Annotated in this window: 22 protein-coding genes; 8 read left to right on the forward strand and 14 right to left on the reverse strand. The window is 68.7% G+C overall.

The window, feature by feature from the left end; genetic code table 11:
• Positions 1-121 precede the first annotated feature (121 nt).
• Positions 122-727 carry a helix-turn-helix domain-containing protein gene (locus NJ1_RS04525; protein WP_067687721.1) on the forward strand — a complete coding sequence of 202 codons (606 nt, stop codon included), beginning with the start codon at positions 122-124 and terminating at the stop codon, positions 725-727.
• Positions 728-851: 124 nt separating this feature from the next.
• On the opposite strand, the gene NJ1_RS39960 is transcribed toward NJ1_RS04525, so the two are convergent.
• The 3 genes from NJ1_RS39960 to NJ1_RS04540 all read right to left on the reverse strand — a co-directional run bounded on the left by NJ1_RS39960 (position 852) and on the right by NJ1_RS04540 (position 3,971).
• On the reverse strand, positions 852-1,085 hold the full coding sequence (locus tag NJ1_RS39960) for a WhiB family transcriptional regulator (RefSeq protein WP_174557042.1): 234 nt from the start codon (positions 1,083-1,085) through the stop codon (positions 852-854).
• 214 nt (positions 1,086-1,299) lie between these two features.
• A complete protein-coding gene (locus NJ1_RS04535) occupies positions 1,300-1,662 on the reverse strand; it encodes a hypothetical protein (protein WP_067687726.1) in 363 nt (120 codons plus the stop codon).
• Between the two features lie 158 nt (positions 1,663-1,820).
• Positions 1,821-3,971: an ATP-dependent DNA helicase UvrD2 gene (locus tag NJ1_RS04540; RefSeq protein WP_157573747.1), complete on the reverse strand. Its 2,151-nt coding sequence runs from the start codon at positions 3,969-3,971 to the stop codon at positions 1,821-1,823.
• Positions 3,972-4,150: 179 nt separating this feature from the next.
• On the opposite strand from NJ1_RS04540, the gene NJ1_RS04545 reads away from it, so the two are divergent.
• Positions 4,151-5,449 (forward strand): low temperature requirement protein A, encoded by a 1,299-nt coding sequence (locus tag NJ1_RS04545; protein ID WP_067687730.1) that lies wholly within the window; start codon positions 4,151-4,153, stop codon positions 5,447-5,449.
• A gap of 212 nt (positions 5,450-5,661) precedes the next feature.
• On the opposite strand, the gene NJ1_RS04550 is transcribed toward NJ1_RS04545, so the two are convergent.
• From NJ1_RS04550 to NJ1_RS04560, 3 genes are read right to left on the reverse strand one after another with little or no spacing between them, the layout of a single operon-like run.
• Positions 5,662-6,237, reverse strand: a complete 576-nt coding sequence (locus tag NJ1_RS04550; protein WP_084477738.1) for a MarR family winged helix-turn-helix transcriptional regulator — start codon at positions 6,235-6,237, stop codon at positions 5,662-5,664.
• Entirely contained in the window at positions 6,234-6,656 is a 423-nt protein-coding gene (locus NJ1_RS04555; RefSeq protein WP_067687732.1) for an EVE domain-containing protein, read from the reverse strand. The genes NJ1_RS04550 and NJ1_RS04555 overlap by 4 nt, the downstream gene beginning before the upstream one ends.
• Positions 6,653-7,075: an SRPBCC family protein gene (locus NJ1_RS04560; RefSeq protein ID WP_067687733.1), complete on the reverse strand. Its 423-nt coding sequence runs from the start codon at positions 7,073-7,075 to the stop codon at positions 6,653-6,655. Before NJ1_RS04560 ends, NJ1_RS04555 begins: the two co-directional genes overlap by 4 nt.
• 83 nt (positions 7,076-7,158) lie before the next feature.
• On the opposite strand from NJ1_RS04560, the gene NJ1_RS04565 reads away from it, so the two are divergent.
• Positions 7,159-7,410, forward strand: a complete 252-nt coding sequence (locus tag NJ1_RS04565) for a mycoredoxin (protein ID WP_084477739.1) — start codon at positions 7,159-7,161, stop codon at positions 7,408-7,410.
• Positions 7,411-7,601: 191 nt separating this feature from the next.
• Here the strand turns inward: NJ1_RS04565 and nudC are convergent, their stop codons facing one another.
• From nudC to NJ1_RS04585, 4 genes are all read right to left on the reverse strand, one after another.
• Positions 7,602-8,507, reverse strand: coding sequence for an NAD(+) diphosphatase (nudC, locus tag NJ1_RS04570; protein ID WP_067687735.1), 906 nt, complete (start codon positions 8,505-8,507; stop codon positions 7,602-7,604).
• A 14-nt stretch (positions 8,508-8,521) separates the two neighbouring features.
• On the reverse strand, positions 8,522-9,580 hold the full coding sequence (locus NJ1_RS04575) for a potassium channel family protein (protein ID WP_067687736.1): 1,059 nt from the start codon (positions 9,578-9,580) through the stop codon (positions 8,522-8,524).
• Positions 9,581-10,029: 449 nt separating this feature from the next.
• Entirely contained in the window at positions 10,030-14,169 is a 4,140-nt protein-coding gene (locus NJ1_RS37795; RefSeq protein ID WP_084477740.1) for a UvrD-helicase domain-containing protein, read from the reverse strand.
• The gene (locus tag NJ1_RS04585; RefSeq protein ID WP_245717209.1) at positions 14,166-17,993 is read right to left on the reverse strand and encodes an ATP-dependent helicase; all 3,828 of its coding nucleotides are present in this window, start codon (positions 17,991-17,993) and stop codon (positions 14,166-14,168) included. The genes NJ1_RS37795 and NJ1_RS04585 overlap by 4 nt, the downstream gene beginning before the upstream one ends.
• 131 nt (positions 17,994-18,124) lie before the next feature.
• On the opposite strand from NJ1_RS04585, the gene NJ1_RS04590 reads away from it, so the two are divergent.
• The 3 genes from NJ1_RS04590 to NJ1_RS04600 all read left to right on the forward strand — a co-directional run bounded on the left by NJ1_RS04590 (position 18,125) and on the right by NJ1_RS04600 (position 20,045).
• Positions 18,125-18,901, forward strand: a complete 777-nt coding sequence (locus NJ1_RS04590; protein ID WP_067687740.1) for an alpha/beta fold hydrolase — start codon at positions 18,125-18,127, stop codon at positions 18,899-18,901.
• A 53-nt stretch (positions 18,902-18,954) separates the two neighbouring features.
• On the forward strand, positions 18,955-19,248 hold the full coding sequence (locus NJ1_RS04595) for an MGMT family protein (protein ID WP_067687743.1): 294 nt from the start codon (positions 18,955-18,957) through the stop codon (positions 19,246-19,248).
• A gap of 62 nt (positions 19,249-19,310) precedes the next feature.
• The gene (locus NJ1_RS04600; protein ID WP_067687745.1) at positions 19,311-20,045 is read left to right on the forward strand and encodes a VOC family protein; all 735 of its coding nucleotides are present in this window, start codon (positions 19,311-19,313) and stop codon (positions 20,043-20,045) included.
• A gap of 2 nt (positions 20,046-20,047) precedes the next feature.
• Here NJ1_RS04600 and NJ1_RS04605 read toward each other — a convergent pair whose 3' ends face one another.
• Together NJ1_RS04605 and NJ1_RS04610 are read right to left on the reverse strand one after the other, a co-directional pair.
• Positions 20,048-20,302, reverse strand: coding sequence for a WhiB family transcriptional regulator (locus NJ1_RS04605; RefSeq protein ID WP_067687926.1), 255 nt, complete (start codon positions 20,300-20,302; stop codon positions 20,048-20,050).
• A gap of 104 nt (positions 20,303-20,406) precedes the next feature.
• Positions 20,407-20,844 carry a hypothetical protein gene (locus NJ1_RS04610; protein ID WP_174557041.1) on the reverse strand — a complete coding sequence of 146 codons (438 nt, stop codon included), beginning with the start codon at positions 20,842-20,844 and terminating at the stop codon, positions 20,407-20,409.
• 220 nt (positions 20,845-21,064) lie between these two features.
• On the opposite strand from NJ1_RS04610, the gene NJ1_RS04615 reads away from it, so the two are divergent.
• Positions 21,065-21,892, forward strand: a complete 828-nt coding sequence (locus NJ1_RS04615) for an alpha/beta fold hydrolase (protein WP_067687747.1) — start codon at positions 21,065-21,067, stop codon at positions 21,890-21,892.
• A gap of 4 nt (positions 21,893-21,896) precedes the next feature.
• Here NJ1_RS04615 and NJ1_RS04620 read toward each other — a convergent pair whose 3' ends face one another.
• Complete coding sequence (locus tag NJ1_RS04620) at positions 21,897-22,724, reverse strand: helix-turn-helix transcriptional regulator (protein ID WP_245717210.1); 828 nt, start codon at positions 22,722-22,724, stop codon at positions 21,897-21,899.
• A 316-nt stretch (positions 22,725-23,040) separates the two neighbouring features.
• Here NJ1_RS04620 and NJ1_RS04625 point away from each other — a divergent pair, with 316 nt between their 5' ends.
• Positions 23,041-24,828: an NTP transferase domain-containing protein gene (locus NJ1_RS04625; protein ID WP_084477741.1), complete on the forward strand. Its 1,788-nt coding sequence runs from the start codon at positions 23,041-23,043 to the stop codon at positions 24,826-24,828.
• Positions 24,829-24,878: 50 nt separating this feature from the next.
• Here the strand turns inward: NJ1_RS04625 and NJ1_RS04630 are convergent, their stop codons facing one another.
• Positions 24,879-25,598, reverse strand: coding sequence for a helix-turn-helix domain-containing protein (locus NJ1_RS04630; RefSeq protein WP_067687749.1), 720 nt, complete (start codon positions 25,596-25,598; stop codon positions 24,879-24,881).
• Positions 25,599-25,767: the final 169 nt, after the last annotated feature.

Raw genomic sequence — 25,767 nt, forward strand, 5'->3', positions numbered from 1 at the left:
CAGTGGTACTGAATATTCAGTAGAATCGGGCACCGGTGAAGACTTCGGTTCACCGTGATGCAAAAGGTGGGTTTCACCCCTTCCACGCCGATAATGGGGCCGGACGAGCGAGAGGCTGGGTGTGCGGACCGAGAACGACACGGCACAGGGACCGCGCTGGCACCGCCTCGGCGATGTGGTGCACCATCGGCGACTCACCGCGAAACTGACCCTCGCGCAGCTGGCCGAGCAGACGGCGCTGTCGCAGTCCTTCCTCAGTCAGCTGGAGAACGGCCGCACCAACACCAGCCTGCGCTCACTGCAGCGCATCGCCGACGCACTGGACACCACGGCCACCGACCTGCTCGCCGAAGCCGATACCGGCACCGCCGCCGTGATCGTGCGCGCCGGCGAGGACACCGGGCTGAGCCAGGCCGAACGCGACGGCTCGGTCCGCGCCCTGGTGCACGGCTCCCGCGATCTGCGCGCCCTGGAATTCACCGGCGGCACCGATCGCGGCGAACGCGAATTCACCCACGACAACGACGAATTGATCTACGTGGTGCGCGGCACGATCACCGTCGCCGACCCGCACACGGAAACCACCCTCACCACCGGCGACACCTACTACTGCGAATCCGGTGTGCGACACCGCTGGTGGGCGCACACCGACGACACGGTAACCCTCGTCGTCGCCGTCGCCGACGGCCTCGCCGTGCGCCGCAGGCCGCATCGCACGCGCGGCTGACGTACCCGCGCATCCGAAACCGCCTGCGACGAAGGCGAAAACGCTTGTCGTACACAACAAACGACCCGCCTACCAACGAGGTAAGCGGGTCGTATGTGTTCAGGCCCCCCGGCAATCAGGCCGGTCATGCCGCCACGATCTTGCGCGGGCGGCCACGGGGGCGCTTGCGGGCGATGACGATGCCCTGATCGAAGATCTCGCCACCCCAGACACCCCAGGGCTCAGCGCGATCGATCGCGGCGGTCAGGCAGCCCTGCCGGATCGGGCAGCTGGCGCACAGCACCTTCGCCTCTTCCAACTGGGCAGGGTTCTCGGCGAACCACAGATCGGGGTTGCCGACTCGACAGGGCAGGGACATGGCGACCCCCCGGCGAACGCGGGTGGTCGGGGCCACGATATTGCGGCATGTCGCGCGGTCATCGATAACCGTGGTGGACACGTCGTGCTCCTTCAGCTCGTGCAGCGGTTTGTAGGTAGTACGCGAAACCGGTGCCATTGGGCTGAAGGCCAAAAAAATATGGCCACGGTTTCGCTTTGCGCGATCCGTGGCCAGAAGGTCTGGGAGTTGTCCCTTACCTGTGTCGACTTCGGTGTCGACTCCTGGTGTTCACGGTCGCTGGGTGGGTGGTGCGGTGGCGGTTGACCGGTCGCAGGTCTGCCGGGTTGTCTCCGGTTTCGACTGCGAACACCTCGGTAGCCGCATAGGCGACTGCCGGGTGCCAACCACCGACGGGCTTGTCCTGCTCGATCACAATGTGCGAGGCCGCTTGGGCTTTGGTTGCAAAACCCTGAAGACCAAGATCACTGATCTGGCTGGACACACGAATCCCCTGCATGGCGAGGACTCGCTGGGAGGCGGACATGACGAAGACAGCGTCGGCCGTCATCGAGGTGCCGGTCCCGCCGGTTGCGATGATGTTCGCGATGCCATTCATTGGTCTGCCTCCGTCCTGCTGCTCGTGCCGATAAGTGCGATGCGCACCGGGATTCCTCCCGGGTGCATGTGAACCACCTTAGGAAGATATACAAAACCGCACAACCCATTTTTGACCAGCGGTTTTAGGGGGTTGCGATCTTTCCCGCGAAGCCCATGTCAATCCCGTTGGCGGGCACGGACTATGGCGAGCACGTCCGCGCCGTAGGTCTGCAACTTCTTCGCACCGATGCCCGGGATAGCCACCAGGGCTCGATCGTCGGCGGGACGCTGCTCGGCGATGGCGGTGAGAGTGGTGTCACTGAACACCACGAAATGCGGCAGGGACAGCTCGTCGGCCTTCTGCTTGCGCCAGTCGTGCAGAGCGTCGAGCAGCTCTTTGTCGATGTCGGCGGGACAGCGCGAGCAACGCCCGAGCATGGTCGCCTGGGTGTTGAGCAACGGCCGCCCGCAGACCCGGCAGGTCGGGTGCACGCGCTTGGGTCCGCGGCGGTCGGTGGTGTGCTTGGCGATGCGCGAGGCCGGGGAATCCTCGGGGACCAGACCGACCAGGAAGCGGGAGCGCCGACGCACCTTGCGCCCGCCCTCGGCGCGGGCCAGCGCCCAGGACAGATGCAGATGTTCACGGGCACGGGTGACGCCGACGTAGAGCAGGCGGCGTTCCTCCTCCAGCGCGGCCTCGTTGGAAACCGTTCCGTCCGGACCCAATACATGCTGGATCGGCATGGTGCCGTCGGCCAGGCCGACCAGGAACACCGCGTCCCACTCCAGGCCCTTGGCGGCGTGCAGCGAGGCCAGCGTGACGCCCTGCACCGTCGGTGGGTGCCTGGCTTCGGCGCGGGCGGACAGCTCGCGCAGCAGGGCGGTCAAATCGAGTTCGGCGTCGTGTCCGGTGAGTTCCTCGGTGAGCGCGACCAGCGCGACCAGCGAGGCCCAGCGTTCGCGCGCCTGCACACCGGCGGGTTCCTCGTTGGTCAGGCCGAGCTTGGCCAGCACCGCCCGGACCAGGCTGACCAGATCCGCGCCGCGGGCGTCGGGCAGATCGTCGCGGGCGCAGGCCTGCCGCAGCGCCTGCACGGCCTGACGCACCTCGGGCCGCGCGAAGAAGCCTTCACCGCCGCGCACCTGATACGCGATTCCCGCCTCGGTGAGCGCCTGCTCGTAGGCCTCGGACTGGGCATTGATGCGGTAGAGCACGGCGATCTCCGCGGCGGGCACGCCGTTCGCGAGCAGCTTCTTGATGGCCGCCGCGGTTGCCGCGGCTTCGGCCGGCTCGTCGTCGTATTCGGCGAACAGCGGTTCCGGACCGTCCGCGCGCTGCCCGACCAGTTGCAGCCGGGTGCCCGCGATACGGCCGCGCGCCGCGCCGATCACCCGGTTGGCCAGCGAGACCACCTGCGGGGTCGAGCGGTAGTCGCGTTCGAGGCGGACCACGGTGCCTTCGGGGAAGCGACGGGAGAAGTCGAGCAGGAACGTGGGACTCGCGCCGGTGAAGGAGTAGATGGTCTGGTTGGCGTCGCCGACCACGGTCAGATCGTCGCGATCGCCGAGCCAGGCGTCGAGCACACGCTGCTGCAGCGGGGTGACGTCCTGGTATTCGTCGACCACGAAACTGCGGTAGCGACCCCGGAATTCGTCCGCCACGGACGAGTAGTCCTCGAGCGCGGCGGCGGTGTGCAGCAGCAGGTCGTCGAAATCCAGCAGCAGACCCTCGGGGGTGTTCTTGAGCGATTCGTAGCTCGAGTACACCGCCGCGACCTTCGCCGCGTCGTACGGAGCCTCGCGTTGCAGGCGCGCCACCGCGGCCGGATAGTCCTCCGGTGCGATGAGAGAACCCTTGGCCCATTCGATTTCGCTGGTCAGATCGCGCAGCGCGTCGGTGTCGGTGGACAGTCCGGCCCCGCGTGCGGCCTGCGCCACGATCGGGAACTTGCGATCGATCAGCCGCCACGGCACGTCCCCGACGACCTGCGGCCAGAAGTACTTGAGTTGCCGCAGCGCCGCCGCGTGGAAGGTGCGGGCCTGCACCTGCCCCGCCTCACCGCCCAGTCCGAGCGCGCGCAGCCGCCCCCGCATCTCCCCCGCGGCCCGCGCGGTGAAGGTCACCGCGAGCACCTGATCGGCCCGCACATGCCCGGCCGACACCAGATGCGCGATCCGATGAGTGATGGTCCGGGTCTTACCGGTTCCCGCCCCGGCCAGCACACACACCGGACCGCGTGGAGCACGCACGGCCGCCGCCTGCTCGGCGTCGAGGGCATCGAGCGCGAGCTTGGGCGGCGGAGTCGTCGCGGCAGTCACGCGCACCATCATGGCAGTGCCGACCGACAGTGCACCCCGCGCCGTCCGTGCGGACAGCCGAATCGATGACACTCCGCCGGACACTCCGGCACGGCACAACCCCACACCAGCGTGCGCCGCCCCCGGGCCGCCGTCCTCCCGCCGCGCGGGCTCCGTGCCCGCGCGGCGATTTCGGGTTAGCGTGCCTCGTGGCAAACCAGACACCCGCCGAACCAGGCACCACAGGCGCGAACCCGGTGCACGAGCGGCATGCCAGCTGGATCGAGCTGTTCTTCGATCTGGTCGCGGTCGCGGGCATCGGCCAGCTGACGCATCTGCTGCACAAGGGACCGTCACCGGCCGACTTCGGCGTGTATGTGGTTCTGTACCTGGCATTTTGGATGGTGTGGGCGAGTATCACCATGTACGGCAACACCGCGCGTGGTCACGCGCGGGTGCCGTTGATGCTGGCGGCCATGCTGGGGCTGGGCGTGATGGCGGCGGCGGTCGCCGGCATACCGGAGCGGCACGCCACCGCGTTCGCGGCCGTCTACGTCATCGTGCGCCTGAGTTCCGAAAAGCTGTGGGGCCGTGGCCGGATCGTCGTGGACTGGCCGACCGTGCAGCTCACCGTCGGTGTGCTGCCGTGGATCGCCTCGCTGTGGGTGGACGCGCCGTGGAGGTACTGGCTGTGGGCCGCCGGTATGGCGCTGGATCTGTGGGTGATGTTCGCGGTCAGCGGTGAGGAGTATTTCGCGAGCGCGCAACAGCGACTCGACAAGCGGATGAACAAGATGCGCGAGAAGATCGAGATCGATCCGGCGCGGGTGCCCACATTCAAAGCGGTGCATGCCGATCCGGCACATCTGGGCGAGCGGCTCGGGCTGTACGTGATCATCGTGCTGGGCGAGGGCATCATCGCGATCATCGGCGCGGTGGGCGTGCTGGACTGGAACGTCCGGGTGCTGGGGCTGGGATTCGCGTCGTTCGCGATCCTGGCCGGGCTGTGGGCCCTCACGCTCATGTTCGGTTTCGTGCCGCGGCTGCTGTCCGAGAGCGATTCGCCCACGCACATCCCCTGGCAGCACATCATGCTGGGGCACTGCTGGATGACCGGGGCCATCGCGACGATCGCGGCAGGCCTGGGGCTGACTATCGAGCATGCGGAGGGCCATCTGACGACCGGCGTCGGCTGGGCGCTCGGCGGCGGGGCAGCCGCGTACTTCGCCGTCTCGGCGATCGGAGGGATGCGCAGTGGCTCGGGATGGCGGTGGCTGCTGGCCTGGCCGGCGCCTTGTGCGCTGGTCGCGATCCTGCTCGGCGCGTTCGCCGCACATCTCGGGCCGCTGCCGACGGTGTGCGTTCTCCTCGCGCTGATCCTGTGGCCGCTGCTGTGGGAATCCTGGTCGGCGGGCACGTGGCGGCGAGGCCGCGACGGCTCCACCCCCGCTCGGCCGCACCGGACTCCGCGCACGCACGGCCGTGCCGACGCATCGGAGACTGCGTGAACTCAGGCGGCGACCGCGAAATTCGCACGTGAGTCACGCGGTGACGGGCGACCCGAAGATCAGCCGCCGCAGTGCGTGTCCAGCATGGCCGAGCATGTGATCTGATTGCGGCTCAGCAGGTTTCGCAATTCGGGGCACTGCCGCAGCCGGGAACGCCCGCGGTCCGAGGCCTGTCGCACTCCTTGATTCTTCCGCGCGGAAGCCGCTGTGACTCAGGGTGTTTCGCGGTCGCGGAGCGCACGCAGGGAAGCGCCGAACCGGGTGACGTCCGTGAGCGGGGCGAAGAATTCGCGGTCGCAGGCCTCGACGGCGACGATGGCCCGGTTCACCAGGGCCGCACCGTCTTTGGTCGGGACCAGGGATTTGGCCCGGCGGTCCGTCGGATGGTCGCGGCGCTCGACCAGGCCCTTCTGCTCGAGCGCGCGCAGCACCTGGGAGGTCATCATCGGATCGGTGGCGGCCTGTGCGGCGATATCGCGCTGCATCACCGGCTCGCCGCCCGAGCGGCCGGTGAGCCAGGTCAGGGAGGCGAGCAGGACGAATTGCACGTGGGTGAGGTCGAAGGGGGCGAGGGCGGCCCGGATGGCCGCCTGCCACCGATTGGTCACCTGCCAGAGCAAGAGTCCGGGACTTTCGTCGGCGTCGCCGAAACCGGTGGCGAGTGCGGCGGCGGTGGCCGATCCGCCCGGGCCGGACGACTCGGCCGGGTCGGCATCAACCTCGGAGACCTCGGAGACCTTGGAGACCTTGGAGACCTCGGAATCACCACCGTGCCCATGCGCCCTCACTCGCCGACCATAGCGCGGGAGATGACCTCGAAATCGTGCGCGGTGAGTTCGACCAGGCCGCGGCGGAGCACGATGCCCCAGTTGGGTGTGCTGGTCAGGTCGAGGTCGCCGCGCAGGTCGTCGATGGGGGTCTGCCGGGCGGTGGGGTCGTAGGTGACCGCGCGCCGCCAGGGGCGGAAGCAGCCGCCCTGATCCTCGGCCTGCCAGACCGGACGGTCGTCGATGGAACCCAGCGCGGTGAACGCCTTGATCGGCTCGCCCTCGCGCATTCCGGTGCGGGGTGAGTAGTACACGAAGCCGTCACCGGCGCTCATGCGCTCGACGGGAGCGCGCTTGCCATGATTGACCTGGGCGATTCCGAGTTCGACGCCGCGCTGGACATGGTCGCGCGAGACGACGGCGAGCCAGTACCTCCTCATGACCGCACCCCCTCGGCGACGGCGATCAGCGCGGCCAGATCGGGCTGGACGGACTTGGCGAGGTCGGCTCCCATGATCTTGGTCCAGAACCAGCGCAGCGGGCCCTCGATCCGGACGCGGACGGTGAGCGTGGTGAGGCCGTCGGCCGCGGTGATCTCGTGGTCGAACACGAGTCGCGCGCCGATGAGCTTGGACACATCGACGAAGGCGGTGTCGGTGAGTTTCTCCACGACGAAACCGACCTTGGGACCCCCCTTGGGCTTGAGCGTGCCGGTGGCGCCCTGGACGAACGGGCCGTCCAGGCGCACCCATTCGGTGTCCTGATTCCATTCGGGCCAGGTGGCCATGTCGGCCCAGCGCGCGAAAAAGGCGGCGGGCTCGGCGGTCGAGGTGGCGGTGGCGGTAGCGATGAAGTTCATGTATTTAGTATGCGCGCATACTAAATAGTCGTCAAGACCCGACTTCCGGGAACACGAGCCGCGAGGTCGACGTTGCACGATCCGTGACTGCAACGGACCTGACCATGTACTCGACCACCTGGTGTGGATACTGCCGTCGGCTGAAGACTCAGCTCGACGAAGCCGGTATCACCTACGAGGTGATCGATATCGAAGACCACCCCGAGGCCGCCGACTTCGTCGGCAGTGTCAACAACGGGAACCATGTGGTGCCGACGATCAAGTACCACGACGGCTCCACTGCCACGAACCCCACCCTCGCGCAGGTCAAGCAGGCCCTCGCCGCGATCGGCTGAGCTCGCCTCACCGGTCGCTCGTAGACGCACTGCTCGGTCGGCACGGCCGCCGGTCAGGGATCGCCCTCGGACAGCGCCGCTGCCGAATCCACCGCGCGGGGACGAGCAACAGCGTTCGACAGCGAAGCCGCACACCCGGATCGACCAGGTGTGCGGCTTTTTCGCGCCTTCAGGGAACTATTGCACCCGAGTCAGCCTGCGGCAGCCCAGGATTCGACGATGGTGCGGGCGATGGAGATCGAACCCGGCAGCAGCAGCCGGGCGCCGGGGTCGCTGCCCCACTCCCCCGCCGACAGTGCCGCGCGCACCTCGTCACGGGAGAACCAGTGCGCTTCGACGATCTCGCCGTCGTGGAAGGTCAAGGGCTGCTCCGGATCCGCGACCGCGGTGAAGCCCAGCATGAGCGAGCGCGGGAACGGCCACGGCTGGCTGCCCAGGTAGCGGATGTCGGTGACGTCGACGCCGACCTCTTCGCGCAGTTCGCGTTCGACGCACCGCTCGAGCGATTCCCCGGCCTCGACGAAACCGGCGAGCAGCGAGAACAATCCGTTGGGCCAGGAGTTCTGCCGGCCGAGCAGAACCCGGTCCGCGCCGTCGGTGATCAGGCAGATGACGGCCGGATCGATGCGCGGGAACTCCTCGTGCCCGCCCTCGCTGGTGCGGGACCAGCCGGCATTGGTCGCGTGGGTCGGCGTGCCGTCTCCGGCGCTGAAGCGGGCCTTGTCGTGCCAGTTCAGCAGGGCGATGGCGGTGGAGAGCAGGCCGGTGCCGAATTCGTCGAGTTGCAGGGTGGACCCGAAAGCACGCAGATCGAGCAGGGTCCCCTCGATCTCGTTGTCGCGCACCGCCCACAGGTGTGTGCTCTCACGCACCCCCAGGAAGACCACGTCCGGCGACGGTTCGGCCGATAGCGCTGACGCCTCGTCCAGCACCACGGTCTCACCGTCGAAGCGCACCTGACCACGGCGGTTCATGCGCAGCAGCTTCGCGTGCGCCCAGCCCTCTTTCAGAGCCTGCTCGTCCGAGCGGAGGTCCTCCGCACGATCGAGGGTGGAGCGGGACAGAACCGGGACCGCGTTCAGCTGAAATCCAGACACAGGTCGAGACTAGATCAGCTCTGTACGCGACGGACGTACAGCACCTTGTCCGTGGTCTCCAGCGCGTCCACCTCGGGCTCGCCGACCCGGATCAGGACGCCGTTGCGCACGACGCCGAGCACGATGTCACGCAGGTGCCGCGGCGATCCGCCCGCTTCCTCCGGTTCCACCTCGCGTTCGGCGATGGCGAAACCCGCCTCGGGGGTGAGCAGATCCTCGATCATCTCCACGACGGTCGGGGTGGTGGTGGCGATGCCGAGCAGGCGGCCCGCGGTCTCCGACGACACGACCACCGAATCCGCGCCGGACTGGCGCAGCAGATGCGTGTTCTCGGCCTCGCGGACGGCGGCGGAGATTCGCGCCTTGGGGTTGATCTCGCGAGCGGTGAGGGTGACCAGGACCGCGGTGTCGTCGCGGTTGGGGGCGATCACGATCGCGGAGGCGTGCTGAACTCCGGCCAGCCGCAACACATCCGAACGCGTCGCCGAACCCTGCACGGTCACCAGGCCCGCGTTGGCGGCGGCCTCGAGGACGTTGGCGTCGGTGTCCACCACGACGATATCGCTGGGCTGCACACCGTCCCCGAGCATGGCGTCGACCGCGGTACGGCCCTTGGTGCCGTAGCCGACGACCACGGTGTGATTGCGCACGGTGTGCCTCCATCGCTGAATCTTGAAAGCCTGCCGGGACCGTTCGGTCAGCACCGACAGGGTGGTGCCGACCAGGACGATGAGGAAGAGGATCCGCAGCGGCGTGACGACGAGAATATTGACCAGCCGCGCGGACGGCGTGACCGGAGTGATGTCGCCGTATCCCGTGGTGGAGAGCGACACCGTGGCGTAGTAGGCCGCGTCCAGCAGCGACATCTCTTCGCGAGCGTTGTCGTGGTACCCGGCGCGGCCGAGGTACACCACCCCGGTGGCGATCGTCAGCAGCACGACGGCCATGGCCAGGCGGCGGGCCAGCGACGTCCACGGACTCATCTGCACGGTCGGGACTCGAAGGATGCCCACCAGGGCGAAATCGGGACGGTCGGTCAACGTGGCCAACCCCCGCGACGAATCACCGAACATAGGACCCACCGGACATCTCTGGGACTGCTGGCTGCGGCACAGGACCGGAGCGTACCGCCAGAACCGCCGAAACGCGCCCTCGACCAGCGCGCGTCGCCGAGTTGCCTCGCGCTCGACCCCGCTGACACAGGATCGGGAACGGCCGTCGGAGGATGTGCGCGTGGACCCTGGGCGACGGGGAGTGAAGCGGCAGAGCCGAATTCGGACAGCCGGTGCGGGTGGACGAGATGCGGGCAGATGCCGCTGCGCGCGCACCGGTGTCCGGGTTCCGATGCGGCGACTACCCAGCCGGGATCCGGCGGCACCGATTCGGGTCGGGTGCGGGCCAGTGGAGGCGGACCCGAGTCATAGACAGCAAGACCGACGGCGAAACACGGACGGGCACGCCCCCAGCGAGACCTGCAAGCACCCCGCACAGCGTGCCGAGCAGGTCGGCCTCGGCGGCGGGGTCAGCCGAGATCCGGCGGCACCGATTCGACGTCGGGTGGGGGCTCGAAGTCCGGTGGGGGCTCGGGGTCGAGTGACGGGGGCTGCGCTCGGTCATCGCCGGGGGGATCGCCTGCGGTGCCGCGGCTCCGCAGGGTGCCGACGTCGATTCCCGCATCCGAGTCGTAGTCATCCGGGTCGCCCGGGTCCTCCGGGGTGCTCCGGTCGTTCGGCTCGCCCGCGATGCCCGGGTCGCTCGGGTCGTACGGCTCAGCCGGGTCGTCCGGGATGCCCGGGTCGTCGAGCCGTGGGGGCGTGGGGGCTTCGCGCACGGGGGCCGCGGTGCGGATCAGGTCCTCGAGTTCGGCGGGGCCCGCGAGGTGGTCGGGGGCGATGGTGCGGCCGGTGCGCACGTAGTGGAAGGCCGCGCCGGTGCGGGCGAGCAGCTCGGCCTCGGGGACGCCGGTGCGGGCCGATTCCAGACGCGCCCAGGCGAGGCGGTAGACGGCCAGCTGGATGGCGACCGAATCCTCGTCCGCGCGTTTGGGTTCCGCGCCGGTCTTCCAGTCCACGACGATCCAGCCACCATCGGGTTCACGGAAGATGGCGTCCATGCGGCCGCGAATCACCGTGCCCGCCAAGGTGGTCTCGAAGGAGACCTCGACCTCGATGGGATTGCGGTCGGCCCACTGTGAGGCGAGGAACGCCTCCTGCAGGCGGACGAGTTCGGCGTCGCGATCGGTGATGTCCTCCGCGCCGGGGAGTTCGTCGAAGCCGAGCAGGCGGGCGCCGCCGAACCAGCGTTGCAGCCAGGCGTGGAATGCGGTGCCGCGGCGGGTGAACGGGCTGGGCGGGTACGGCAGCGGACGACGCAGGCGCGCGGCGAGTTTCGCCGGGTCCGCACGCAGGTCCACCAGCGAGGTCGCGGCGAGCTGGCCGGGCAGTTCCACCTCGCGCACCGATCGTTCGGCGGCCAGGTGTTCGGCCAGCAGGGCGTCCACGTCGGTCTCCCAGCCTTCGGGGTCCGGGTCTTCGTCCGGGTCGTCGCGATCCGGGTCCTCGGACGGATCGCCCGAATCCCGCGGTGGCTCGGCGAATTCCGGGCCGAAGTCGAGTTCGGTCTGGCGCGGGCGCGCCTCCTCGTGCAGGGCGAGCAGAGCGGATTTGACCAGAGTCGCTCCCTCCTCGACGAATTCGCGGCGCGAGCCGAGCGGGTCGCGTGGCCACAAGGCGGTCTGCGGGTTGTCCGTGAAGGGGTTGGCGGCATCGGCTTCGGGCGGATCGTCCCAGCGGTCCATGCGGACGCCGCGAGACAGCGCCGAGCCCGGGATTTCGGCGGCGTGCTTGAGCTCCAGCAGAAAGTCCGAGGGGCCCTTGGGTTTCGAGCCCGTCTCGGCCCAGTGGTGGGCCGAGACGAACAGCACTCGCTCGGTGCGGGTGAGGGCGACGTAGAACAATCGCCGATCCTCGTCCAGCCGCCGGCGGCCGAGGGCCTTCTTGTGCTCGTCGAGCGCCCGTTCCAGATCCGTGCGGTCGTAGATGTCCGCGAGATCCAGGACGGGAACGCCGTCGGTGGCGTCGTCCTGCTGCCGGTCGCCGCGCAGCTGAGTGGGAAGTTCGGCGAGCGCGCCCATCCAGGTGGTGGTGCCGGTACCGGACGGGAACGTGCCCTCGACCACGTGCGGGACGGCCACCACCTCCCATTCCAGGCCCTTGGCGGCGTGCACCGTGAGCACCTGCACGCGGTCGTGCGCGACCTCCACCTCGCCCGGTTCCAGCCCGTTCTCGACTTCCTCCGCGGCGGAGAGGAACTCGAGCAGGCCGGACAGCGAGGCACGGTGGTCGGCGGAGTACCCGGCGACGACCTCGGCGAAGGCGTCCAGGTGTTCGCGGCCCGCCGTGGCCACCGTCCGGCGCGCCTGGGTTTCCACGCCGACGCCGATGGTGCGCTCCACATCCGCGACAAGTTCCGGCAACGGTTGCCCACCGCGTTCGCGCAGCGCGCCCAACTCCTGCCCGAGCAGGCCGATCCGCTCGAACCCCACCGCCGAATACTCTTCCGCCTCACCGGGATCGGCGATGGCGTCGCCGAGTCCCGCCCGCTCGGCGGGCTCGGGAGCGACCTCCCGCAATGCCTCGTCCAGCGAGCCGGTATCGGTGATCTCGGCATTGTTTCCGGCCGGTCGCCGAATCGACAGCTCGCGCGCCCGACGAGACAGCGCCGCGATGTCCGCCAGGCCGATCCGCCAGCGCGCGCCGGTGAGAATCCGCATGGCCGCGCTGCCCGCCGACGGGTCCGCGATCACCCGCAGCGTGGCCACGATATCGGCCACCTCCGGGGTGTGCAGCAGCCCGCCCAGCCCCACGATCTCCACCGGTAACCCGTGTTCGCGCAACGCCTCCGCCAGCGGGGCCGCATCCGCGTTCCGCCGCACCAGCACCGCCGAGGTGGGCGGCTCGCGGCCCTCGTCCGCCGCCGCCTGCCATTCCGCAGCGATTCGCTCCGCCAGCCAATCGCGTTCCTGTACAACTGTTTCCGTCAGAGCCAGCGCAACCACACCGGGCGTCGCGCCCGGCCGGGGCCGCAGCGCGTCCACCGTCACGCCCCCGCCCTCGATCGCCCGCAGTCGCAGCGGATCAGCCACCAGATTCGCCAGGTCCAACGCCTCGGGCGGATTCCGCCAACTGGTCAGCAATGGCAGCACCGGCGCGGGAACCCCGGGCGCCCAGGGAAAGTCGGTGGCGAACCGAGGCAGGTTCGCCGCCGAGGCGCCGCGCCAGCCGTAGATCGACTGCATCGGATCCCCGACCGCCGTCACCGCCAGCCGCTGCGCTGTGCCACCGACCCCGGCAGGCTCTGCCGAACCGGCCGGCTGTCCCGGCCTGGCCTGCTGTCCCGACTCAACCGGCCGTTCTGACTCAGCCGGCAGTCCTGACTCAGCCGACCGTCCTGACACAGCCGACCGTCCTGACACAGCCGACCGTCCTGACTCAGCCGACCGTTCCGGCCGGGCCGACCGTTCCGGCCCGGCTATCTGCCCAGACGTCTCGACGCCGAAGGCCCGCTCCGGCTCCGCACCACTCTCCGACATCTGCGGTTCGCGCAGCGCGCCGCCGCCGACGGGAGGCCCGGCACGTTCGGTGATCGCCTCGCCGACCGGGCTGCGGTCGGGGTTGTCGTGTTCGTGGGCATCCGCGGCTCGGGGGTTGTGGGGCTTGTCCACGTGGGGCCCCGGGGTTATGTGCGCCGTCGTGTCGCCCGCGCCGAAGAGCGACGAGAGCAGGATGCGCTGGGCGTGGCCGGTGTCCTGGTATTCGTCGAGCAGGACCAGGCGGAAGCGGGTGCGTTCGGCCATGCCGACTTCGGGGTGCAGGGCCGCCAGGCGGGCCGACAGGGACATCTGCGCGCCGAAGTCGAGAGCGCCTCGGCGGTGGAGTTCCTCGGCGAGGCGGGCCACCAGCGGCAGCAGGGCGACTCGTTCGTGCTGGGCTTCGAGCAGGTCCAGCAGCGCCTTCTTGGGGCCGCCCTTCTGACGAGGCCCGGCCGGAAGGGTGTGCACGAGACGGTCGAGTTCCTCATGGGCACTGGCCAATTGCTGGGGTTCGACCAGGTGCTCGGCGAGCTGGCCGGACAGGGCGAGCACGGCCTCGGTGACGCCGACGGGGCTGCGGTCGGTGTCGAGATCCCCGTCCCAGCTGGACACGACGCGATAGGCGAGCTGCCAGAGCTGGGTCTGGGTGAGCAGGGTGGCGGTGGGTTCGACGGGGAGCAGCAGGCCGTATTCGGTGAGCAGGCGACCTGCGTAGGAGTGGTAGGTGCTGATCTCGGGTTCGGAGCCGGTGAGCAGCGCGCGCAATCCGCCGGTGGGGTCGATGTCGCGCAGCAGCGGGGCGCCCGCCAGGCGAGCCAGGCGGGTGCGAATGCGAGTGGTCAACTGCTGGGCGGCTTTTCGAGTGAAGGTGAGGCCGAGCACCTGTTCGGGTTCGACCAGGCCGTTGGCGACCATCCACACCACGCGGGCGGCCATGGTCTCGGTTTTGCCCGCGCCCGCCCCGGCCACGACCAGGGTCGGTCCGGGCGGCGCGGAGATGACAGCGGCCTGCTCCTCGGTGGGCGGAGGCAGGCCCAACGCGTCGGCGAGCTGACGCGGGGTGATTCTCACTCCTCGGTCACCTGCCGACCGGTGTCCTGAACAGGGCAGCTCCCGGCGACCTTGCAGTGGCGGCACCCGTCATTGCGCATGGCCAGATAGCTGGGGCCCTTGGACGATTCGGCGGCTTCGTGAATGACATTGCGCCACTGGTCGATACCGTCGGCATCGAGCGGCTGTTGCAGACGCTGGGTCGCGCCCTCCTTGGAATTGGGCTTGGCCACGTACACCAGTCGCGCACCGCCGGGCTCACCCTCGCCGAGCGCGCCCTCGGCGGCGGCCACCTGGTAGGTCGCGAGCTGGGCATGGTCCTGCGCGGCCTGCTTGGAGATCGGCGTCTTGCCGGTCTTCACGTCCACGATGACGAAGCGCCCCAGTGCGTCTCGCTCCACACGGTCCACCCGGCCGCTGATCCGCACCGGCATCTCACCGGCGGTGCGGGCGGGCAGTACGCAGTCCACCGGCACCTCGACGCCGATCGAGGTGAGCTCGTCCCGGGTATTGCGCAGCCATGCCAGGAAGGTGTCGACCATGGTTTCGGTGCGGCGCAGCTCCGCGCGCGAATGCCAGTTCTCGCCGTGCTGCGCGCTTGGATCGACCTTCTTCCACGCCTTGGCCAGCGCGAGTTTGACCTGTGCCTCGCTCACCTGCCCGGCCAGCGCCTGCACCAGCGTGTGCACGAGATTTCCCTTGAGCGCGTGCGGGTTCTCGCCGTCCCCGCCGCCGTGCCGTTCCAGCGCCCAGCGCAGCGGGCAGGTCTCGAGCTGTTCGACGGTGGACGGGGACAGCGAGATGGACCCGTCCTCGCTCATCCACAGCGGATCACTGCTGGACAGCTCGGCGATGCCGTACCAGTCGTCCGGGTGCGCGCCCCGCACGCCCGCCCGCGCCAGACGCGCCAGCTGCCGGGCCGCGCGCGCCCGCCGGTCCGGGGTGGTCTCGGGATCGCAGGCGGCGGTGCGCAATTCGGCGATCAGGGCGTGCATGGCCAGCGCACGGCCCGGATCCACCGGCGGCGGGATGCGACCGGGCTGCCCGTCGGCGGCGTCCGCGTCGAGTTCGGCCAGGAACCGCGACGGCATCAGATCCTGGTCACCCGTGACGGATTCGACCGCGGTCACCAGCAGCGACCGCCGCGCCCGGCTGCACGCCACCAGCAGCAGCCGCCGCTCCTCGGCGAGCATCGGCGCGGCTCGGCTCAGCCGCTCGCCCGTATCCCCCACTCCGGCAAGCAGATCCACCAGGTTCTCGACCCCGAGCAGGCTGCCGCGCGCCCGCAGATTCGGCCAGATGCCCTCCTGCACGGCCGCCACCGCCACGGTGTCCCACTCCCGGCCCGCCGCAGCGTGCGCACTGCAGATGATCACCGCCTCGCCCGGATCGGTCTGCGGGGCAGTGCTGTCCTGCGGAATCTGCTGCTGCTCCAGGTATTCCACGAAACCCTCGATGGTCGCGCGGGGCAGCCGGTCCACGTAGGCTCCGGCCGCCTCGAACAGTCCCACCACCGCGTCCAGATCCCGATCGGCCTGCATCCCGACCGCTCCCCCGCGCTCGGACTGCCCCACCCAGCGCCGCTCCAGCGTGGACCCGCTCCACACACCCCACATGACGTCCTCGAGCCCGCCCCCGTCCCGCCGCACCTTGTGCGCCCGGCCCAGCGCCTTGAGCACCCGCCGCAGCGGTGCGGACTCCACGTCGGTCAGCCGCTGCAGAATCGCCTGATTACCCGCCCCCACCAGCAGATCCCGCAGGATCTCCGCCGAGGACCGATCCAGATCCGCGAACCGATCGGCCGACAGTTCGTCGAACTCGTCGCCACGCCATGCCTCTCGGGCCGCCGAGGCCGGAGCCTCGGCGCCGGTGGCGGCGCCCGCATGTGCGGAGGTCGGACCAGTGGGGTCGGCACCCGCCGCGCCATCGCCCGGTTCGCCGGTCGTGTGCGAATCGCCGGCGCCCGGAGCAGCGGCCGCGCTCGTTCGGGCATCGCTCGCGTCGGAGCTGTCGGTGCCCTCCGCTACGATCGCTCTATTGCCATGAATGTTGTTGGCGGCGTTGACAACCGGCTCGTCACCGTCGTGCTCCTGCGGACTGCGCTCCGGGTAGCCGAGCTCCAGCACGGTGCGCCGGATACCCCGACGCAGCCGCCGGAGGCTGATCTGGTCGGCTCCGCCGAGTGGACCGGCGAGCAGGTCGAGCGCGTCGTCGGCCGTGAACGGAATGGGGCGGGGATTTCGGATACTGGTGGGTTCACCGGCGGTGACGGCCCGCAGCGCCAACAGCATCCAGGTCGCGCCGCGGCGACGGGCGAGCGGAACATCGGCGGGCGGCTGCCGCACCGGCACACCCGCGGCCAGCAGCGCCCGGCGCAGCGGGGGCAGCGACAACGGCACCGAACGCACGACGACCGCCATCCGCGACCAGGGCACGCCATGACTGAGGTGCGCCCGGCGCAGGTGGTCCGCGATCAGCGCGGCTTCCTTGGCCGGAGTGGTGAGCACCTGAATGCGCACCTCCCCGCGCCCGGGCCCCGCACGGTCGTCGCCGCGATCGTCGATGTCGTACCCGGTGCGGCCGGATTCGAGGCCCTCGTCTCGGCGGCCGAGGTCGAACCCCGCATCGTCGCGACGGTCGCCGCCGTGGTCGAGATCCGCTCGGCCGTCCGAGCCGCCGAGCTGCTGGATTCCCTCGACGAGTTCGCGAAGGAAATCCGTTGGCTCCGAAGTGTTCCGGAGGTACCCGGGCGGGGTGCGATGCGCCTTCGCGCCCGGCAGGCGGGCCGCTATTCGTGCACCGATCTCCTGGATGTCCGTGGCGGAGCGGTGGTTTCGGCGCAGGATGACGCGACGTTCGGGGGTGGTGTCGAGATCCAGGGCGAAGCGGGAGTCAGCGCCTCGAAAGGTGAACACCGCCTGGTCCGGGTCGGCGGCTATGACGGTGGTGGCCCCGCCACTACCGAGAGCGCGAATCAGTTGGGCGGCATGGGGATCGAGGTGCTGGGCATCATCGACCAGGATGGTGCGCAGGCGGTCGCGTTCGGATGCAAGGAGATCGGAGTCCAGGGCGAAGGCGTCCAGGGCCGCGCCGACGAGTTCGGCGGCGTCCAGGGCGGGCGCGCTGGCTTCGGGCACGTCCATGCCGACCGACCAGCGCAGCATCATGATCTGCTCGTAGCGTTCGGCGAAGCGACCGGCGGCCACCCATTCCGGATGACGATGCTCGAGGCCCAGATCGATCAGGTCTTCGGGGCCGAGTCCGCGTTCGGTGGCACGAAGCATGAGATCGCGCAATTGTTCGGCGAATCCGGAAGTCGCCAATGCCGGATGTAAACGTTCGGGCCATTCCGTCGCGCCGTCGGCGAGTTCGCCGCGCAGCATTTCCCGAACCACCATGTCCTGTTCGGAACCGGTGAGCAATCGCGGCGGCGGATTTCCCTGAGCGGCCGCGAACCCGCGCAATAATCCGAAAGCGTAGGAGTGCACGGTCCGCACCAGCGGTGTGCGCGTCGCTCCGGGCACGCCCCCCAGCACCTCGTCCGCGCCGGCGATGCGCGCGGTGATCGCGTTGCGCACGGCCGTGGCGGCCCGCTTGGAGTAGGTGAGCAGGAGGATCGATTCCGGATCGACCCCGGACAGGATGCGACTCGCGGCCAGATCGACCAGCAGCGCGGTCTTGCCGGTGCCCGGCCCGCCCAGGACCTGCCACGGCTGCCAGCCCGCTCGTTCGAATAGTCCCCCCGCGCCGATCTCGTCGAACAGCGGGCGCACGGCGGCGTCCCACTCCCGGATGGGAGCGTCGGCGCCGCGCGCTTCGAACGCCGCCCGACGCACCAATTGCATCGAGCTATCCGATCGCATCACGTCGGCTATTTCAACAGACCGCTCCGACAGGTCCGTGCTCCGCCACGGCAAGGCGGCCTGGCGCGCAGGTGGGCAGCACTCCTGCCGACGGCAGGACGCAGAATGGGTACGTGTCCGATCTTCATATTCATCGCTTCGGTCCGTCGACGGGTCCGGTCGTGCTGGCTCTGCACGGGCTGACGGGCCACGGCAAGCGCTGGCAGGCCCTGTCCGAGGAGTTTCTGCCCGATGTCCGGATTATCGCGCCGGATCTGCGCGGACACGGGAGGTCGACCGGCGTGCCGCCGTGGGATTTCGAAACGATCGTGGCCGACCTCGCCGAGCTGCTGCGCGCCGAGACCAGCGAACCGGTGGTAGTGCTCGGGCATTCGTTCGGCGCCGCGGCGGGCGTACATCTGGCGCGGCGGCATCCGGAGCTGGTGCGCGGGCTGGTGCTGCTGGACCCCGCGATCGGGCTGGACCCGGATTTCATGCTGCGCATCGCGACGTCGATGCTGGAGTTCCCGGATTACGCGAGCGTGCAGGACGCACGGTTCGACAAGCTGGAGACCGCGTGGGCGGAGATCGATCCCCGCGTGCTGGACGCCGAACTGGCCGAGCATCTGGTGCCGACCGAGAACGGTCGCTTCGGCTGGCGGCTCACGTTCCCGGCGATCATTTCCTACTGGGGACAGCTGGCCCGGGACTTCGTCCTGCCACCGCGCGATCTGCCCACGATCGTGGTGCAGGCGATGAAGGTGAACCCGCCGTTCGTGACCCCGGCCTTCCGCGCCGCCCTCACCGAGCATCTGGGTGAGAATCTCACGTTCCACGAATTCGACTGCGACCATATGGTGCCCCAGGCCCGCCCCGAGCACACGGCGGCGCTGCTTCGCACGGCTCTCTGAAATATCCAGCCCTCCGAAACACCCAACCCTCCGACTCCGGGGAGGAACCTCCCGTGCCCACTACCGACGCCGATATCGAACGTGTTCGCGAACTCGTCGCGGCCATTCCGCCCGGCCGCGTCGCCACCTACGGCGATATCGCCGCGGCCGCCGGACTGTCCACTCCCCGGACCGTCGGGTGGATCATGCGGACCGATTCGGCGGATCTGCCGTGGCATCGCGTGTTGCGCGCGAACGGCACTCCCGCAGCGCATTTGGCGCACAAACAACTGGCCGAGCTGATGGCCGAGGGCTGCCCGATCACCGACGGCAAAGTCGATCTGCGCCGCGCGCGGCATGCGTTCTGACAAGTCCCGGGTTCATCGAAACGTGATGCGGGGTACCCCGGGCGGCGGTTACCGTTGAATCCATGTCCACCCGTCTGGCATGCGTGGTGTTCGACTCCGTAGAACCGAGGACCGTGTCCCGGTTCTGGTCCGAGCTGCTCGGGTGGGAGGTGACGGTGGACCGCCCCGGCGGGGTCGACGTGGCCGCATCCGATCCGGACGGGCTGGAGGTGGCGCTCACCTTCGTACCGGCCCGGCACGCCAAGGCCGCCAAGAACCGCATCCATCTGGACCTGGCGAGCAGATCGCTCGACCATCAGCAGGTGCAGGTGGATCGGGCCCTGTCCCTGGGCGCACGGCCCCTGGACATCGGCCAGGGGTTGGTGCCGTGGACGGTGCTGTCCGATCCGGAGGGCAACGAGTTCTGCGTGCTGGAACCGCGTGAGCACTACGTGGACACCGGCGCGGTGGCCGCGATCGTGGTGGACACTCAGGACCCGCTGTGCCTGGCCGAGTTCTGGTCCGAGGCGGCCGGTTGGCCGGTCACCCATGACACCGCCGCGTATGCCGGAATTCGTTCGGCCACCGGGCAGGGTCCGTGGCTGGAATTCCTACGCACTCCCGAGGCACTCGGTGAGCGCAGTCGACTGCATCTGGATCTCATCACCTTCCCCAGCGATGACCCGGCCGAGGAGGCCGCGCGGCTGCGTGCCGCGGGCGCCTCTCCCGTGAATGCCGGCGCCGCCCCGGCCGACGTGGTGACCCTGGCCGATCCGGAAACCAACGAATTCTGTCTGCTGCGATCCGCGACGGACTGAGGTTATGCCGCGCCGCGTTCGTGGCGGCGGCGTTCGCGCGGTGAGAGACCGCCCCAGATTCCGAATCGCTGGTCGTGCGCCAGCGCATAATCCAAGCATTCCTTGCGCACCTCGCACGAGGAGCAGATGCGTTTGGCCTCGCGGGTCGAGCCGCCCTTGTCCGGGAAGAACGCCTCGGGATCGGTCTGGGTGCACAGGGCGCGCAGGTGCCATGCCTCGGACTCGGCTCCCTCCGGGCGGGTGAGGGATTCGAACATCGCGTCGAAATTCGTGAATAGCAGTTTCACTTTCGTACACCCCTTCGAATGATTCGCAACATGAAAATCGGTGATATGAATCGGTTTACGCGTGCGTCGTCGAGTTATGCCTGACCCATCGCGCAGTCGCCGACGGCGGCGAGGCGGGCCTGTTCACCGGTGACGAATATGCGCCTGGCGTGTACCGCGGCCGGGGCCGCGGACCACGGCGCGAGAGCGGTGGTGAACATGAGTTCACACCAGCTCAGGGCCGGTACATCGCCGCCCGCAAGGGTATTGAGCATCGACAGCTCGCTGTCGGATTCCTGCCAGGCGGCGAACAACCACGAGGCGTCGAGCCGGCCGATGAACTCCTCGGCATCCTCCGGCGGTCCCATCGGGGTGTCCACGGCCAAATGCACGACCGCGGTGATCGCGTGTCGCATCCGAGCATCCAAACCGACGCCGTCGTGCAGCAGCAGCCCTTCCAGCGACTCACGAAGTCCGGCTACCTGATCGATTCGGAACTCATTGCGAGGGGCTGCGGTGGTGACGTCGAACATTTATTTCCTCCCTGACCGTTTGCGCTTTACCAAAAGCGCCACGGCCTGATTTAAAAGGCCGAAAGGTCTTGTTGTCCAGCCGTAGGCACATTTGGGGCAAACCCCTAGCAGTACTGACACTGGCCAGTGTTGGTACCCGTCGGGAACAGCACAGAACGGTGTCGGGCACTACTCGGGCAAACATCTGTGGACGAACGGTTCCACCGTTTACGGTCTGACCATGCCTTATGTGCGATCGGGTTCAGCCTCAGTTCATTTCGTCACCAGCGACATTGCCGGTCCGACCCTGTTGCTCGCCCACGGATTCCTCATGGACGAATCGATGTTCGAGCCGATGCGCGAACCTCTGGCAGCGGAAGGGATCAATCTCGTAACAATCGATGCGCGATGCCATGGACGCACTCGGACACCGGACGGGGAATCGTTCAGCTATTGGGATCTGGCGGCCGATTGTCTTGCCGTGCTCGATGAACTCGGCATCGAGAAAGCGGTTGTCGGCGGTATGAGTCAGGGCGGATATGCCGCACTGCGGACAGCGCTGCTCGCACCCGACCGCGTTCAAGGTCTGGCCCTGCTCGACACCGAGGCCACCGGATGCAGCCCGAGCGAGCTCGCCTTCTATCGGGAATTCTTCGAACGCTGGTGCGGGCAGGAGCCGATGGCTCCGCTGGTGGCCGAATTGGCGCCGCAACTCATCGGCGGCACCGATCCGCGACAGTGGCGGGAATGGACCGGCCGCTGGTACTCCGGCGATCGCCGAGCCGTCGCGCCGGCCGCGCAGTGCCTGATGGATCGCCGTTCGGTGCTGCACCGGCTACCCGAGATCACCGCGCCGGCCCTGGTCGCGCGGGGCAGCCACGACGGCAACAGCACCGCGCAGAAATCCGAGGCACTGGCCTGCGGACTCGAGGGCGCGGACGGGGTGGTGACGATTCCCGGGGCCGGGCACGGTGCGGCGTGGACGCATCCGGAGGTGGTGGCCCCGCTGCTGATTCGATTGATGCGGCGGGCCGTGCCACGGAACGAGAGCGTGCTTCGCGTGAGCTGAAGCGCTAGTCGTCCCGGGTCATCCGCAGGTGACCCGGATCGAGGATTTCGGCATCCGAGCACCAGGTCGGAATTCCGAGGAAGATCTGAATCTGATTGGGGTAGGCGGCGCTGAAGACGCTGAACATCTGCACGGCGATGGCGCGGCAGCGACCGGCGATGGTGTCGTTCAGATGCATGATGGAGCGGGGTCGCCCGTACGCGGCGATACCCTCGTCCCACATTTCCCGGAACAGGCCGAAACGTCCGAGTTCCGAGAGGAATTCGAGGGACCACGCGGTATCGCCGGAACCCGCGATGAGTCCGCGCAGCCAGTGCACGGTGACGCGGACTTCCTCTTCCCAATCCTTCATCACCTCGCGAGCGAGCGGATTGCCGAGCAGCCAGCGCAGAATGTTGACATCCTGCTGCAGGCCCGGGAACGCCTGCGCGTAACTCGCGTTGCAGGCCAGCACATTCCAGCGGGTATCGACATACGCGGCGAGGTTGGGTTCGTGTAGATCGAGCGCGCGCCGCATGTCCTCGGTGATTTCGGTGCGAAGTTGTTCCACTGTCGGAAAATCGGTGACGCCCAGGCCTGCCAGGTCCAGCAGATGGCGGCGTTCGACGGCCGACAGCGGGTCTATTCGGTCCAGATATCGCAGCAGCGCGTCGACCACCTCACGGGTGGGATGGCCGCGGTCGCCCTTCTCCAGATGGCTGATGTAGCTGGCGCTGACTCCGGCGTTGAACGCGAGCCTTTCTCGCGAGACACTGCGGGCGTCGCGGAGCTTGCGCAGCAGCAGGCCGAAAGTGGGCGGTCTCAGGTCGTCGAAGTCTCTATTCGGCTTCACGCTCAGCACCACGTCGTTCCCTCTCCACAAACATTCAGCAAACCAACCTTCATCGCGCTGGACCCCGGTTCCCGAGGGAGGAATCGCCCTGTACTCCGCCGGTTCTCGCCCCGGATACTGCCATATGTGATTGTTCGGAAGTTCAAAACATGGTCATTTCTACTATGTGTCGCAACACATTGCATAAGGGAGCACAGATGAGCAATTGCTTAGCAAGCGAAGGAATCCGACACCGCGCCGCACCGCGAACGCCGCGCTGAAAGTCCTGGCTACTACGCTCTTCAACCATGATCAACGCCGCCCCGGAACGCGCCTCGTGACAACCCTCGACGCGATCGTGCTCGCGGGCGGCCGGGCGAGCCGAATGGGCGGCGTGGACAAGCCCGCCATCGTGGTGGGCGGGCAATCCATGCTGGACGCCGCCTTGGCCGCGGTCATCGACTGCGACCGGACGGTGGTGGTCGGTCCGCATCGTCCCGAACTGCCGCCGGAAATCCTTCAGACGCAGGAGATACCGGCCGGCGCGGGCCCGGTGGCCGCCATCGCGTCCGGACTCGGCGCGCTCACGGGCGCGACGACCGGGCTGGTCGTGGTGCTCGCGGCGGACATGCCGTTCCTGAACGCCACCGCCGTGCGCGAACTCCTTTCCCAGGCAAAAGAATCCGGAAGCGACGCGGTCTTCGCCACGGACGCCTCGGGGCGGCCGCAGTACCTGGTCGGCGTCTGGCGGCGAACGGCGCTGCTGGAGGCACTGAATCGGCTTGACTCCCTGGTGAATCGACCGATGAAGGCTCTGGTTCCGGTGGACACCGCCACGGTGGCGCTGCCCGGTGTGGAGGACTGCGACACACCCGACGATATCGGCCGGGCACGCGTGGCGGCCGACCGTTCCGCGATCCCGGTATCGGTGGACGAGGCACGAGATGCGTTGCGCCAAAATATCACCCGGCTCCCCGCCCGGCGGCTTCCGGTGCGCGCGACGCGCGGCGCGGCGCTGGCGGAGCCGCTGCGGGCCGCGGACGCGCTCCCCCGTTTCGACGTCTCGGCCATGGACGGCTACGCGGTCTGCGGCGACGGCCCCTGGACCGTGCGCCGCGATATCGGCTTCGCGGGCGGGCAGCGTCCGGTCGGCCTGCTGGACGGCGAGGCCGTGCGCATCGCCACCGGTGCGCACGTGCCCGACGGGACCAGCACGGTCGTACGCGACGAATTCACCACCCGCGACGGCGACGACCGACTACATCGCTTGCCCGACACGCCGATTCGCGACGATGTCCGTCGGCGTGGCACAGAATGGAAGCTCGGCGATGAGGTCGCGCCGGTCGGCACCCCGGTGACTCCCGCCCTCGTCTCGGTCGCGGCCAGCGCCGAGGTGGGTACGGTGAGCGTGCGCGGGCCGGTCCGCGCGCGAATCGTCATGACCGGTGACGAGATTCGCGGCGACGGCCCCCTGCATCCCGGCCAGACCCGCGACTCGATCGGCCCGGTCCTGCCGGACCTGCTGTCCCGCTACGGAATCACCACCGTGGACCGGGTCCATCTGCGCGACACCGCCAATGCGTTCGACGAGGTGCTCGGCGCCGCCACCGACTGTGACCTGTTGATCGTCGTCGGCGCCACCGGCGGCGGCGCGGCCGATCAACTCCGCTCCACACTGGACCGCGCCGAGGCCCGCGTGCTGCTGCGACGCCTGCGGCTGCGGCCGGGTGGGTCCACCATCGCCGCGCAGCTGAGCGGCGGGGCGGCAGCGGACACGGGCCCGGAATCGACATCGCAAACGGCTTCCGGCCCAGTGGTTCTCGGGCTGCCGGGCAATCCGTACGCCGCGGTGGCCACACTCCTGGTGTTGCTGGGCGCGGTGGTGGAGGGGCTCACCGGAGCGATCCCGGCTCGGCCCGTGCTGGGGCCGCTGATCAACGCGGCCGAGATCTCCGGCCCGGTCGCCCGGATCGTTCCGGCGCGGGCGCTGCCCGAGGGCGGCTGGATCGGCGACGTCCACTTGCGCACCGCACATCTGGCGGGACTGCTCGATCGCGACGGCCTGGTGCTGGTGCCCGCCGACGCCGTCGACGGATCGCTGGTCGAATTCGTGCCGCTGCGCTGAGGGCTCAGGGGCTCAGGGTTCAGAGCTGAGAACGTTCGGGCTGAGGACGTTCAGGCGGGCAGTCCGAGTATCGCGAGCAGATGCCCGGGATAAGCCGCGCCGTCCAGTCGGCCGGTCTGCGCGAAAACCTTGCGGCGCAAGCCCGTTACCGGGTTACGCAGATGCAATGTGAATACGTGCGGTGCGAACTCGACGCCGCCCTCGGACCAGGACTGCCGGAAACTCGGGAATTCACCGAGTTCCAGGAGAAGATCGGCGAAGTCGGCGACATTGCCGGACCTGCCGATCAATCCGCGCATCCAGCGAACGATGCGTCTGCGGTCCACATCCCAATTCACCATGACGCGGGTTGCCAGTTCATTGCCGAAAAACCATCGGAGCATATTGCCGTCCTCGGCGAGACCGGGGAAAGCGTCGACCCAACTATCGTTGCAGGCCAGCACATTCGCGCGGGTATCGAGGTAGGCGGCCAGGTTGGGGCGGTACAGCTCGAGCACCTGAGCCATCTCCGGGGTGATCGCCCCGCGGAGTTCGTCCAGGGTGGGAAAGCCCTCGACCACCAGACCCGCGAGATCCGACAGCTGCCGGTGGTCGGCGATGCTCATCGGGACCAGTCGATCGAGATATCTGGTGAGCGCCTCCACGACCTCTCGGGTCGGGTTCCCGCGGTCACCCTTCTCCAGATGCGTTATGTAGCTGGCGCTCACACCGGCATTGAACGCCAGGCGTTCGCGGGAAACTCCGCGATCGTCGCGCAGCCGTCTCAGCATATTTCCGAAAGTGGGGGCTTCCAGCCCTCGCGAATCACGTCCGTACGCTACGTGAGCAACCACCGCAGTCCTCCTTCGTCAGATATCCCAGCACCCCCCTCGTCCTCGAATACCGGCCGAGTTCAGCTTCGCGGTGGATGCTTCCACAGGTGATCGGACGACTCGGTAC

The sequence above is a fragment of the Nocardia jejuensis NBRC 103114 genome (genome assembly GCF_001613145.1).
GTDB lineage: Bacteria > Actinomycetota > Actinomycetes > Mycobacteriales > Mycobacteriaceae > Nocardia > Nocardia jejuensis.